This window comes from Pseudomonas hunanensis (assembly GCF_013393325.1).
Taxonomy (GTDB): domain Bacteria; phylum Pseudomonadota; class Gammaproteobacteria; order Pseudomonadales; family Pseudomonadaceae; genus Aquipseudomonas; species Aquipseudomonas putida_P.
On record NZ_QJRC01000086.1, the window covers coordinates 16,450 to 28,421 of the forward strand.

Below are 11,972 nucleotides of genomic sequence, written 5' to 3' on the forward strand. Positions count from 1 at the left end.
AAAAGAGCGGGAGTATAACCTGTTGGCCTTTCGATCGGTGCAGGCCTCGACAAAGGGCGGCAAGGCTGCGCCTGCCGGGTTAGAATCCCCCGTCCTAAACGAGTGTGCACGTATGTCCCAAGAACTCAGCGCCGAACAGATCCAGCAAGCCTTGCAAGGCATCACCATCCCGCCGCAACCGCAGATCATGGTCGACCTGCAGTTCGAGCAGTACATGCCTGACCCGGACCTGGAAACCATCGCCAAGCTGATTTCCCAGGACCCGGGCCTCTCTGGCGCCTTGCTCAAACTGGTCAATTCCCCGCATTTCGGCCTGTCCAACAAGATCGGCTCGATCCAGCGCGCGGTGAACCTGCTGGGTAGCCGTTCGATCATCAACCTGATCAACGCCCAGTCGATCAAGGGCGAGATGTGCGACGAAACCATCGTTACCCTCAACCGCTTCTGGGACACCGCCCAGGATGTGGCGATGACCTGCCTGACGCTGGCCAAGCGTACCGGTATCCAGGCAGCGGACGAGGCCTACACCCTTGGCTTGTTCCATGATTGTGGCGTGCCGCTGATGCTCAAGCGCTTTCCCAATTACATGGATGTGCTGGAAGAGGCATACGCCAAGGCCGACGAAGCAACGCGCGTGGTCGATACCGAAAACCGCACGTTCAACACCAACCATTCGGTGGTTGGCTATTTCACCGCCAAGTCCTGGCGTTTGCCCGAGCACCTCAGCGGGGCCATCGCCAACCACCACAACGCCCTGGCTGTGTTCCGCGACGACACCTCGCGCAATACCCAGAGCCAGCTGAAGAACCTGCTGGCGGTACTGAAGATGGCCGAGCACATTTGCGCGTCCTACCGGGTATTGGGCAACCAGGCGGTGGACCACGAATGGAATGTAGTCGGCCCACTGGTGCTCGATTACATTGGCTTGTCGGAATACGATTTCGAAAACCTCAAGCAGAACATTCGCGAGCTGGGCGGGCACTGACACATGCCGGAATTGCCAGAAGTAGAAACCACCCGGCGCGGTATCGCACCGCACCTGGAAGGCCAACGCGTCAGCCGTGTGGTGGTGCGTGACCGGCGCCTACGCTGGCCGATTCCGGAAGACCTCGATGTGCGCCTGTCAGGGCAGCGTATCGTCAGCGTCGAACGACGCGCCAAGTACCTGTTGATCAATGCCGAGGTCGGTACGCTGATCAGCCACCTGGGCATGTCCGGCAACCTGCGTCTGGTCGAGTTGGGCTTGCCGGCGGCCAAGCATGAGCACGTCGACATCGAGCTGGAGTCGGGGCTGATGCTGCGCTACACCGACCCGCGCCGCTTTGGTGCCATGTTGTGGAGCCTGGACCCGCTCAACCACGAACTGCTGCTGCGCCTGGGGCCGGAGCCGCTGACCGACCTGTTCGACGGTGAGCGCCTGTTCCAGCTGTCCCGCGGGCGATCGATGGCGGTCAAACCGTTCATCATGGACAACGCGGTGGTGGTGGGGGTGGGCAACATCTACGCCACCGAGGCACTGTTCGCTGCGGGTATCGACCCACGTCGGGAGGCGGGCGGGATTTCCCGCGCGCGCTATTTGAAGCTGGCGATCGAGATCAAGCGGGTGCTGGCGGCGGCAATCGAGCAGGGCGGTACCACCCTGCGCGACTTTATCGGTGGCGATGGGCAGCCGGGGTACTTCCAGCAGGAATTGTTCGTCTACGGGCGGGGCGGGCAGCCGTGCAAGGTGTGCGGCACGGCGCTGCGCGAGGTGAAGCTGGGGCAACGGGCGAGCGTGTACTGCCCGCGCTGCCAGCGCTAAGCCTTACATGTAGGAGCGGCCTTGTGTCGCGATGGGGTGCGAAGCGCCCCCAAAAATTTCAGCTCCGCTGCAGACATTGCCGGGGCCGCTGCGCGGCCCATCGCGACACAAGGCCGCTCCTACAGGGACCCAGCAGGCTTGAGGGGGCTCAGGCTTTGCCGGTAATGCGGCGATACTTGGCCATCAGCTGTTCTTCGGTTTCCGGGTGCGCTTCATCCAGTGGGATGCAGTCGACCGGGCACACCTGCTGGCACTGCGGCTCGTCGTAGTGGCCCACGCACTGGGTGCACAGGTTAGGGTCGATCACGTAGATCTCTTCGCCTTGGGAGATAGCCTCGTTCGGGCACTCGGGTTCGCAGACGTCGCAGTTGATGCAATCGTCGGTGATGATCAGGGACATGGGGACTCCGGCCGGGGCGCTTCGCCCGGGCATGTTCAACGCAATGGGCACAATTGTGCCGCATTCGCGCCCGCAGTGCACGCGGGCGCGACAATCAGGCGTCAGGCTTACTTCTTGAAGCGTTCAGTCAGCGCGTCGGCCACCACCGGGTGGACGAACTTGGTGATATCACCGCCCAGCGCCGCAATTTCCCGGACCAGGGTCGAGGAGATGAACGAATAACGTTCCGATGGTGTCAGGAACAGGCTCTCCACATCGGGGGCCAGTTGCCGGTTCATGTTCGCCAACTGGAACTCGTACTCGAAGTCGGACACCGCACGCAGGCCACGCAGGAAGACGTTGGCGCCCTGTTCCTTGGCGAAATGCGCCAACAGGGAAGAAAAGCCGATGACTTCGACATTGGGCAGGTGCTTGGTGACCTCACGGGCGAGCGCCACCCGTTGTTCCAGCGGGAACAGCGGGTTTTTCTTGGGGCTGGCCGCCACCGCGATGATGACGTGGTCGAACAAGCGCGAGGCGCGCTCGACCAGGTCGCCATGGCCTTTGGTAATGGGGTCGAAAGTACCCGGGTACAACACTCGGTTCATCGCGTCATCCTGGCTGGAGTGCGTTGGGGAGTCGGATGGTAGCGCAGCGACGGCGCCTCGGCCAAGTCATGCGGCCGGCTGATGGCACTATAGACAGCGGGCGTATTCGTTGTCATGCGCTGTGTGCCAGGCGGGCGACCAGCGCTTCGCTGAGCTTGGCGCTGATGGCATACACCGACAGCTGTGGGTTGGCACCGATGCTGGTGGGGAACAGCGAGCCGTCGTGAATCGACAGGTTTTCCAGCTGGTGATGACGGCCCAGGCTGTCGCACACCGCCTGGCGCGGGTCTTCGCCGAGGGCACAGCCTCCCATCACATGGGCGCTGCCCAGGCGCGTGCGGAAGGGCTCCAGGCGCAGCGTATCGATCATGGCCAGGGCCTGCTCCAGGTTGGATGCGGCACTGGCGTCGCTGTGCACGGGGGTTACCTGGATGGCGCCAGCGGCGAACTGGACTTGCGCCATGCTGCGGTAGGCCCGGCGCAAGCCGTCACGCAGGTAGTCGGTGACCGGGTAATCGAGCACGGGCGAGCCATCCCCGCGCAGTTCCACCGCCCCACCTTGGCTTTCGGGGTGAAAGCCGTCGCGCAGCAGCGCCAGCATCACATGGGTATGCGGCAGCTCGGCCATGCGCTGGGCATTCTCGTGGCCGTACCCGCCCAGCAGGGTGCTGGCAAGGGCCGGGTGCAGCGGCGGTACTTCCAGCTTGTAGCCAACCGGGCCGTCCGCACCGCCTTGCCACTGGAAGTGGTCGCTGTAGATCGACTGCGGGGCGCCATAGTAGGGGTCGATACGCTCGCTGAAGCGTGCCGCGCTGAAGTTGACCAGGTGCAGGAAGGTGCGCTTGCCCAGGCGGCCATGCGGGTCGGGCGCGGCAGAGCGCAGCAGCAGGGCCGGGCTGTTGATGCCACCCCCGGCGAGCAGGTAATGGCGTGCCCGCACGCTGACCTGCTTGCCGGTGGGGTGTATGCCTTGGGCGTCCAGGGCCTGGCAGGTCAGGCTCTGGATGCGCGCTCCGTTGTGCGTGAAACGCTCGGCCCGGGCCAGGTACAGCAGCTCACCGCCTTGCTCGAGGGTGGCAGGAATACGGGTTACCAGCATCGATTGCTTGGCGTTTACCGGGCAGCCCATGCCGCAGTAGCCCAGGTTCCAGCAACCGCGCACATTGCGCGGGATCACCGCCCAGCGGTAGCCGAGCTGTTCGCAGCCACGGCGCAGTACGTCATTATTGGCATTTGGCGGCAAAGCCCAGGGCGTTATGCCCAGCTCCTGCTCCATGCGCTCGAACCAGGGGCGCAGGTCCTCCTCGCCCAAGCCGCTCACGCCGTGGGCCGAAGCCCAATGCGTCAGGGTTTGCGGCGGGGTACGAAAGCTCGAGGTCCAGTTCACCAGTGTGGTACCGCCCACGGCGCGGCCCTGCAGGATGGTAATGGCGCCATCCTTGCTCATACGCCCCAGGCCTTCCTGGTACAGGCTGGCGTAGGCTTCGCTCTCCAGCAGGTGGAAATCGCTGCTGGTTTTCAGCGGGCCTTCTTCGATCAGCAGTACCTTGAAACCGGCAGCACTGAGCATCTGCGCGCTGGTGGCACCACCGGCGCCACTGCCGATCACGGCAATGTCGGCCTCCAGGCTCAGATCGTGCTCCAGGCGTGAGGCGTCGTGGGTGATCCAGCCGCGTTCGAGGCCTTGGCGAAACGGGTCGGGTACAGGCATTGGCGATGCTCTTGTTGTTTTCAGATTTTCGGTGGCCCTGGGTAACCGCAGGCGGCCCAGGATTCGGGGCGTTCGTACCAGGCCATCTGCAGCAGTTGCAGCAACGAGGCGTGCCCCATGCGCAGCAGGTTCAGCGAGCTGTCCTGCCAGCGCTGCAGGAAGGCTGTGACCTGCCGGGGGTCAGCTTGCCCCCAACTGCCCCAGATACCGGTCAGCGGGCCGCGAGTCAGCGGCAGGCTGAGTACGTCGAACAATTGCCGGGTCAGCTTGAGCATTTCCGGCGACAGCGCCGCCAGCTTGTGGTCGAGGCTACGCAACACCAGCGTCTCGGTGGCTTGTGCACCGGCCAGTACCACAGGGATCAGCGCACGCAGCAGTGGCAGGTCATCGTCGCGCAGGGCTTGATAGCCGGTCGCGGCTGTTTGCGCGCTACAGCCAATCAGGCTGGCGCTTGCCAGAAAGGCGCTGGCGCCAAGGCTCAAGCGCAGCAGGTCGCGGCGTTGCATAGGCTGGCCCTCAGCGGATGAAAAGCTTGTAGACCAGGCGCTGCAAGGCTTTGCCATAAGGCGGGTAGATCAGCCGGGCTGCGTTGAGGCGTTGTTTGGCCAGTACCGCCTTGGCTTTGCTGAAGGTCAGGAAGCCTTCATGGCCGTGGTAATGGCCCATGCCTGAAGGGCCGATGCCGCCGAATGGCAGGTCGTCCTGAGCCACGTGCAACAAGGTGTCGTTCAGGCATACACCACCGGAATGGCTGTACTGCAGGACATGCTGCTGTTCGCTGCGATCGTAGCCGAAGTAGTACAGCGCCAGTGGTCGCGGGCGCTGGTTGATGTAGGCGAGCGCGTCATCGAGGGTGGAATAAGGCACCAGCGGCAGCAGCGGGCCGAAGATTTCATCCTGCATCACCTGCATGCTGTCGTTCACCTTGGTCAGCAGGTGTGGCGGCAGGCGTCGGCCTTGGCGCGGTTCGTCGGGGTACAGGTCCACCACCTGCGCCCCCTTGCTGCGAGCATCATCCAGCAGATGCTCCAGGCGCTGGAGCTGCCGTGGGTTGATGATGGCGCTGTAGTCTGGGTTGTCGGCGATGCGTGGGTACATGCGCCTTACTACGTTGCGGTAGGCATCGACGAAATCGTTCAGACGCTCGCGTGGCACCAGCACGTAGTCGGGGGCGACGCAGGTCTGGCCGGCGTTGAGCGTCTTGCCGAAGGCAATGCGCTCGGCGGCAACCTCCAGCGGTACATTGGCCGAAACGATGGCGGGAGACTTGCCGCCCAGTTCCAGGGTCACCGGCGTCAGGTTTTGTGCGGCAGCCAGCATGACCTGGCGGCCGATGCTGGTGGCGCCGGTGAACAGCAGGTGATCGAAGGGCAGGCGAGCGAACGCCTGGCCCACTTCGACTTCGCCAAGGACCACGCTGACCAGGTCCTCGGGGAATACCCGTTGCAGCAGTGCTTTAAGGGCCAGGCCAGTGGCCGGGGTCGCTTCGCTAAGCTTGAGCATGACCCGGTTGCCGGCGGCAAGGGCGCAGGTCAGCGGGCCGATGGCGAGGAACAACGGGTAGTTCCACGGCACGATGATGCCAACCACGCCCAAGGGCTGGTACAGCACCCGCGCGCTGGCCGGTTGGAACGCCAGGCCCACAGCCCGCTTGGCCGGGCGCATCCAGCGCCGCAGGTGGCGTTCGGCGTGACGGATGCCTTGCACCGACGGTAGTAACTCGGCCAGCAAGGTCTCATCGGCACTGCGCCCGCCGAAGTCGGCATCGATCGCCTTGATCAACTGCTGTTGGTCTGCAAGCAGCGCTTCGCAAAGGCTTTTCAGCCACTGCCGCCGCTGCGCCGCAGGGGGCATGGGGTTGCCGGCAAAGGCCTTGCGCTGGGCGGCGAACGTGGCGTCGAGGTTGGTGTCGGAATACACAGCAGGCAAGGCAATGGGCGAGGTCAAGGCGGTCTCCCGGCTGAGCTTGAAATCTCTAGAGCCTATACTCTAATTTGTACCATGGTGCGACTATTTTCACAGCACAGAACGGTGCACCCGTGAGGTGAATCGCCGTAAGATGGCCCTTTATTGAAAGCCCGCGAACTGGAAGCTGAGCATGGCCCCGCGCATGAAGACCCGAGAGCGCATCGTGCAGAACAGCCTGGAGCTGTTCAACCTGCAGGGCGAACGCAGCGTCAGTACCAACCACATCGCCGCGCACATGGAAATCTCGCCCGGCAACCTGTATTACCACTTCCCCAACAAGCAGGCGATCATTGCCCTGTTGTTCAGCCAGTACGAAGCGCTGGTGGACAGCTTCCTGCGCCCGCCGCAAGGGCGCGCGGCCACCGTGGAGGACAAGCGCTTCTACCTCAAGGCCTTGCTGGCGGCGATGTGGAACTACCGCTTCCTGCACCGAGACCTTGAGCACCTGCTGGACAGCGATGCCGAACTGGCCGCCCGTTATCGGCGTTTTTCCGAGCGCTGCCTGCGCCAGGGCCAGGCGATCTACCGCGGTTTCGTCGAGGCGGGCATCCTGGCCATGGCGCCGGCGCAGATCGAATCGCTGACCATCAACGCCTGGATCGTGCTGACATCGTGGGTCCGTTTTCTCAGCACCACGCGTGAACATTCCGCGCACCTGGGTGAAGAAGCCTTCAAGCGCGGCGTTTATCAGGTGCTGGTGCTGGAACTCGGCTTCGTCACTGACAGCGCCCGCACTGCCGTGGACGCGCTGTGCCAGGAATTCCATGTACCGTTCAACCAGGCCCTGGAGCATTAGCCCAGGGCACGAGTGCCATCGATCAGGAGATTGTCATGCCCCTTGCGCAATTGATCACCCCGCAGCAGTTGGCCGAGCGTCTGGACTCGCCCAAGTTGGTGATCCTCGACTGCCGCTTTGCCCTCGAAGATGTGGACTATGGCCAACGCAGCTATGCCCAGGGGCATATTGCCGGGGCGCATTTTGCCGACCTGGACCGCGACCTCAGCGGGCCGGTGAGCAAAGGGCGTACCGGGCGCCACCCCTTGCCCGATGCGCAGCGGCTGGTCGCGCGCCTGCGTGAGTGGGGGCTGGACAATGACAGCGAGGTGGTGCTGTACGACGACGGCCCTGGCGCTTTTGCTGCCCGTGCGTGGTGGCTGCTGGCCTGGCTGGGCAAGCGCAGTGGTGTGGCGATCCTCGACGGTGGCTTGAAGGCCTGGCATGCGGCGCACCTGCCGCTGAGCCTGGACCCTGCGCCCAAGCGTGAAGGCACCTTCAGTGGTGAACCTGACGCGAAACTGTTGATCGATGCCGAGCACCTGGGCAAGCGCCTGGGCAGTACCGACCTGACCTTGATCGATGCCCGTGCGTTACCGCGTTTTCGCGGCGAGGTGGAACCGATCGACCCGGTGGCAGGGCATATTCCCGGGGCCCTGTGCGCAGCGTTTACCGACAACCTGGGGGCTGATGGGCGCTTTTTGCCGGCGGACCAGCTCAAGCAGCGCTTTGCCGAAAAGCTCGCTGGGCGGGCACCGGAGCAGTTGGTGTCTTACTGCGGGTCTGGGGTAACGGCTTGCCATAACCTGTTTGCGATGGCATTGGCGGGGTACCCGCTGGGCAAGCTGTACGCCGGGTCGTGGAGCGAGTGGATCAATGATCCTAAGCATGGTGTAGCCACCGGCGAGTAAGCGCTCAACGCTTCATTGGCCGTCCACCAGCCATTGCGGAATCCGCCGCTCCAGGTAGTACCCCGGATTTCGCAGGCTGCCATCGACAAAGCCCACATGGCCACCGCGGCTGTGCAGTTCGAAGCGGCTCTGTGGTGCCAGTTCACGGGCGGTTGGCAGGCTATGGCCGGACACGAATGGGTCGTCGCTTGAATGGATGATCAGCGTTGGCGTGCGGTTCTGGCCAAGGAAATAATGACTCGATGAGCGGCGATAGTAGTCATGCGCGTCGCGAAAGCCGTTGAGCGGTGCCGTGACTTTGCCGTCGAAGTCCCAGAATGTGCGCAAGTGGGTCAGTTGGCCCAGGCGTTCCAGTGCCGCCAGTCGCTCATGCTGGCCCTGGTCGTGGAAGTGCCGCTGCTTGAGCTGAACATAGGCCCGCATCTCGCGCATGAAATGCGCCTGATACACCTTGGAGAACCCCTGGCCGATACGGTCGGCGCAGTGGTCCAGGCGAAATGGCACCGACACTGCAACCGCGGCTTCCAGTTGGCTGGCAACGCCGCTCTCGCCCAGGTATTTCAACAGCACGTTGCCACCCAGCGAGTAACCCACCGCATACAGCGGTGCCAACGGGCGTTGGGCGCGCAGGTGGCTGATGATTTCCGCCAGGTCTTCGCTGGCGCCGGAATGGTAGCTGCGCGGCAACAGGTTGGGCTCGCCTGAGCAACCACGCCAGTTCACCGCCACGCTGGCCCAGCCGCGACCTTGCAACGCTTGCTGCAAGCCTTTCACGTAAGGCGAGTGAGACGAGCCGGTCAACCCATGCAGCACGAGCACCAGTGGCGCATGGGGCTGGTGCGGGCCGTGCCAGTCCAGGTCGATGAAGTCGCCGTCGGCCAGCCACAGCCGCTCGCGGTTGCGCTGTAGTTCAGGCAGCTTGCGCCACAGTGGCCCCCACAGCGTTTGCAGGTGGGGATTGGACAGGCCGATGGCCGGACGGAAGGTGGCGCTGAGGCTGGGCATGCTGGGCGACTCGTGATGTGCCTGCCTAGAGTGCCATGAAACAGCGCCACAGTACCTGCGCTATTGGTCGAGATCTGGCAGAGGCTGCTGGTCGGCCGATGGGCCGACGCTGACCAGTACCTTTTCTTCGGCCAGGTGCAGCCTGCGGCGCATGACGGCGCAGACATCGGCCGGTGTCAGCGCGCGGAGACGTTCGACGTAGGTGTCGAGATGATCGGCGGGCTGGCGCTGATCGGTTATGACGGTCAGCAAGGCTGCCATGCTCTCGTTCTGCGCCACAGCGCGCAATAACTGCCCTGCCAACTTTATCCGTGCCAGTTGCAGCTCGGCCTGGGTTGGCCCTTGCTCGATGAAGTCGCTTAGCACGGCTTCAACCAGACGAGCAGAACTTTCCACATACATCGGAGCAATTTCCCAGGTGATGGTGAACAGGCCGCCAGCACTCATGGGTTTCACATCGGTAGCGATGCCGTAGGTCAAGCCGCGACGTTGGCGCAGTTCCCTCATCAAGCGAGATTCGATACCGGCTCCCAGCACTTCGCTGGCCAACACCAAGGCCGGGTACTCCGGATCATTGGCTGGCACATTCATGGGTAGCGCAAGCAGGACGGCACTGCTGGTACCGGACTGCTCGACGTTGATCGTTGCACGGGTCGCTGGTGGAACGATGGGGAGTTCAGTGGCGCTCCAGCCTTGGGGCAATGCCTGGCTGATGCGTTGTGAAATTGCTTGGGCGTGCGCCAGGGAAAGGTCCCCAACCACCACCATCTCCAGGTTGCTGGCGCAATAACCACGCTGATGAAAACGCTTCAAGTCGGCAGGGGCGATGCCTTCGATACCTTCGCGGGTGCTCCCGAGTGGGTTGCCGTAGGGGTGGCTGTGGAACAAATGCCGGTAGGCCTCGCTTATCATTCTGAAAGAGGGCTGTCGCTCGCGAGTTGCGTTGTTCAGGATCAGTTGCTGCTTCATGTTCTCCAGGGCCGAAGGCGGGAACGTGGGGCATGCGACAAGGTCAATGAGCAGCTCCAACGCCGGCTCAAGCAGCGCGCTCGCGCTGAGGCTACGCAGGCTCAGGGTCGCGTGCTCCAGGCGTACCTGCTTGTCCACGATCGCGCCCAGGCGCTCTAGCTGATCGGCCTGCTCGGTGGCGGTGAAATGCTGGCTACCCTCATCGAGCATGTACAACGTCAGGGCCGCCAAGCCGGGTTGCACGGTGTCCTGGGCCGTGCCGGCCTTGAACCGCAAAATGATGTCCACGATCGGCAGCCCGCGGGCCTCGACGAATTTCACCCCTGCACCGCCTTCGGTGGTCCAGGCATGCACAGGCGTTTGAAGGGATTCGAACTGTTCCAGGTCAAGCCCTTGGGCTGAGACCAGGTTGCCAGGAATGCTGTTGGCTGCAGCGAGCTGCTGCGCCCCTGCGTCTGGATTATTCATCGGCACTTTCCTTGTGATGCATGAAGGTGATTGCTGTGCGCGCCTCGGTGAGGAATGCATGCGCGGTCTCTGCGACCTGCTCGGCTGTCACGGCTTCGATGGCTTGACGCTCATCCTCCAGCGCAACCGGGTCCAGGCCGCAGGTGGCCTGCATGCCAATGAAATGTGCCTGTTTTGCGATGTCATCGCGTTCGAACACCTGCCGGGCTATCAAGCGCGCTTTGGCGCGCTTGAGGTCTGCGGTGGCCGGCACCGACTGGCGGAACGTTTCGATTTCGAGCGTAAGCCTTTCGGCGGCGGCCTCCGGCGTTACCTGCGGGCTGCAGAACGCGTGAAGGGTCAACAGGCTGTCACCGCGCCGCCAGGGTTCATATCTCGACGTCAAACTTTGCAGAAGCGGTTCATTCAGCACCAGGTTGCGCTGCAGGATGCTGGCATAGCCTTGGGCAAGCATTTCGGGAAGCAAACGCAGTGCATAGGCTTGGCTGCTAGAGCTGGCGGTGCATTGGCTGGGGAGGTTGAAACTGATGATCACGGCCGTGTTCAGACCTTGCAAATGCAGGGTCTGGCAGCGCCGGACCTGCCCAGAGGGCGTAGTAGGTACTTGCTGTACAGGCAGGCGATGAGCGGGGATCGCTGCAAAGTGCCGCGCCACCAGCGTTTGCAGCTGTGGCAGGGTAACGTTGCCGGCCACCGCGAGCGTAGCATTGTTGGGGTGGTACCAGGTTTGGTACCAGGTGCGTGCGGCAGCCAGGGTCATATGGCCGAGATCGGTAGCGTGGCCGATCACCGGGGTGCCATAACCGTTGTTGCCATAGGCCAGCAACAGGTGATGTTCCATTGCCAGTGCCAAAGGGTTGTTGTCGACATCCTCTCGTCGTTCTGCCATGACCACTGCCAGCTCTCGAGCGAAAGGAGAAGCGCTGAGCGTGGCGCTGGCCATGATGTCGGCCATTGCCTCCAGGGCGATTTCCAGGCGACTGGCAGGCAGTGTCAGTGGAAAGACGGTAGCCTCGGCGCCGGTGAACGCATTCGGCTCTCCTCCCAAAAGGGTCATCAGGGCTGAATACTGGCCAGCAGCCAGTTTGCTGCTGCCCTCGAACAGCAAGTGCTCCAGGGCATGGGAAAGGCCAGTGTGGCCTTCTGGCTCGTAGCTGGAGCCGACGTGATACCACAACTGCGCGCTGACCAGCGGCGCGCGGTGGTCTTCGCGTAGATAGACGCGCAGGCCATTGGCAAGGGTGAACGCACTTACCGAGCTTGCCGGCAAGGGTGGGGAGGGGCGTTCGGTCATGGTTGAAGTGCTCCTTCGGGAAACGAAGGCGCAGCTTCAACCAGAGCCTGGACGGGGTTGCGGTAACTAAATACACCCAACCC

The 11,972-nt window shown here is 63.1% G+C and carries 12 protein-coding genes; 4 read left to right on the forward strand and 8 right to left on the reverse strand.

Features of this window, described 5'->3' with window-relative positions; translation table 11 throughout:
- The first annotated feature begins 166 nt into the window (after positions 1-166).
- Positions 167-985 carry an HDOD domain-containing protein gene (locus DM807_RS12610; RefSeq protein ID WP_171577246.1) on the forward strand — a complete coding sequence of 273 codons (819 nt, stop codon included), beginning with the start codon at positions 167-169 and terminating at the stop codon, positions 983-985.
- A 3-nt stretch (positions 986-988) separates the two neighbouring features.
- Positions 989-1,801, forward strand: a complete 813-nt coding sequence (gene mutM / locus DM807_RS12615) for a bifunctional DNA-formamidopyrimidine glycosylase/DNA-(apurinic or apyrimidinic site) lyase (protein WP_012274673.1) — start codon at positions 989-991, stop codon at positions 1,799-1,801.
- Between the two features lie 148 nt (positions 1,802-1,949).
- Here the strand turns inward: mutM and DM807_RS12620 are convergent, their stop codons facing one another.
- The 5 genes from DM807_RS12620 to DM807_RS12640 all read right to left on the reverse strand — a co-directional run bounded on the left by DM807_RS12620 (position 1,950) and on the right by DM807_RS12640 (position 6,446).
- Positions 1,950-2,201, reverse strand: coding sequence for a YfhL family 4Fe-4S dicluster ferredoxin (locus DM807_RS12620; RefSeq protein ID WP_009683359.1), 252 nt, complete (start codon positions 2,199-2,201; stop codon positions 1,950-1,952).
- 107 nt (positions 2,202-2,308) lie between these two features.
- Positions 2,309-2,788, reverse strand: coding sequence for a pantetheine-phosphate adenylyltransferase (gene coaD, locus DM807_RS12625; protein WP_012274672.1), 480 nt, complete (start codon positions 2,786-2,788; stop codon positions 2,309-2,311).
- 112 nt (positions 2,789-2,900) lie between these two features.
- On the reverse strand, positions 2,901-4,499 hold the full coding sequence (locus tag DM807_RS12630; protein ID WP_179027432.1) for a GMC family oxidoreductase: 1,599 nt from the start codon (positions 4,497-4,499) through the stop codon (positions 2,901-2,903).
- A 20-nt stretch (positions 4,500-4,519) separates the two neighbouring features.
- On the reverse strand, positions 4,520-5,005 hold the full coding sequence (locus tag DM807_RS12635; protein WP_012274670.1) for a hypothetical protein: 486 nt from the start codon (positions 5,003-5,005) through the stop codon (positions 4,520-4,522).
- A gap of 10 nt (positions 5,006-5,015) precedes the next feature.
- A complete protein-coding gene (locus DM807_RS12640; protein ID WP_060514436.1) occupies positions 5,016-6,446 on the reverse strand; it encodes a coniferyl aldehyde dehydrogenase in 1,431 nt (476 codons plus the stop codon).
- A gap of 151 nt (positions 6,447-6,597) precedes the next feature.
- Between DM807_RS12640 and DM807_RS12645 the strand changes: the two genes are divergently transcribed.
- Positions 6,598-7,263, forward strand: coding sequence for a TetR/AcrR family transcriptional regulator (locus DM807_RS12645; RefSeq protein ID WP_060493828.1), 666 nt, complete (start codon positions 6,598-6,600; stop codon positions 7,261-7,263).
- A 35-nt stretch (positions 7,264-7,298) separates the two neighbouring features.
- Positions 7,299-8,153 carry a sulfurtransferase gene (locus tag DM807_RS12650; protein ID WP_012274667.1) on the forward strand — a complete coding sequence of 285 codons (855 nt, stop codon included), beginning with the start codon at positions 7,299-7,301 and terminating at the stop codon, positions 8,151-8,153.
- Positions 8,154-8,165: 12 nt separating this feature from the next.
- Here DM807_RS12650 and DM807_RS12655 read toward each other — a convergent pair whose 3' ends face one another.
- Genes DM807_RS12655 through DM807_RS12665 form a run of 3 tightly spaced genes read right to left on the reverse strand, consistent with a single transcriptional unit; the run spans position 8,166 to position 11,889 of the window.
- Entirely contained in the window at positions 8,166-9,158 is a 993-nt protein-coding gene (locus DM807_RS12655) for a hydrolase (RefSeq protein ID WP_012274666.1), read from the reverse strand.
- Positions 9,159-9,218: 60 nt separating this feature from the next.
- On the reverse strand, positions 9,219-10,595 hold the full coding sequence (locus DM807_RS12660; RefSeq protein ID WP_179027433.1) for a M16 family metallopeptidase: 1,377 nt from the start codon (positions 10,593-10,595) through the stop codon (positions 9,219-9,221).
- Positions 10,588-11,889, reverse strand: coding sequence for a M16 family metallopeptidase (locus DM807_RS12665; protein WP_179027434.1), 1,302 nt, complete (start codon positions 11,887-11,889; stop codon positions 10,588-10,590). Before DM807_RS12665 ends, DM807_RS12660 begins: the two co-directional genes overlap by 8 nt.
- Positions 11,890-11,972 lie beyond the last annotated feature (83 nt).

Excerpts from the sequence above, each read along its gene's own strand:
- DM807_RS12620 (WP_009683359.1), bottom strand. The coding sequence starts at position 2,201 with ATGTCCCTGATCATCACCGACGATTGCATCAACTGCGACGTCTGCGAA.
- coaD (WP_012274672.1), bottom strand. The coding sequence starts at position 2,788 with ATGAACCGAGTGTTGTACCCGGGTACTTTCGACCCCATTACCAAAGGC.
- DM807_RS12665 (WP_179027434.1), bottom strand. The coding sequence starts at position 11,889 with ATGACCGAACGCCCCTCCCCACCCTTGCCGGCAAGCTCGGTAAGTGCG.
- DM807_RS12630 (WP_179027432.1), bottom strand. The coding sequence starts at position 4,499 with ATGCCTGTACCCGACCCGTTTCGCCAAGGCCTCGAACGCGGCTGGATC.
- DM807_RS12650 (WP_012274667.1), top strand. The coding sequence starts at position 7,299 with ATGCCCCTTGCGCAATTGATCACCCCGCAGCAGTTGGCCGAGCGTCTG.
- mutM (WP_012274673.1), top strand. The coding sequence starts at position 989 with ATGCCGGAATTGCCAGAAGTAGAAACCACCCGGCGCGGTATCGCACCG.
- DM807_RS12645 (WP_060493828.1), top strand. The coding sequence starts at position 6,598 with ATGGCCCCGCGCATGAAGACCCGAGAGCGCATCGTGCAGAACAGCCTG.
- DM807_RS12635 (WP_012274670.1), bottom strand. The coding sequence starts at position 5,005 with ATGCAACGCCGCGACCTGCTGCGCTTGAGCCTTGGCGCCAGCGCCTTT.
- DM807_RS12660 (WP_179027433.1), bottom strand. The coding sequence starts at position 10,595 with ATGAATAATCCAGACGCAGGGGCGCAGCAGCTCGCTGCAGCCAACAGC.
- DM807_RS12655 (WP_012274666.1), bottom strand. The coding sequence starts at position 9,158 with ATGCCCAGCCTCAGCGCCACCTTCCGTCCGGCCATCGGCCTGTCCAAT.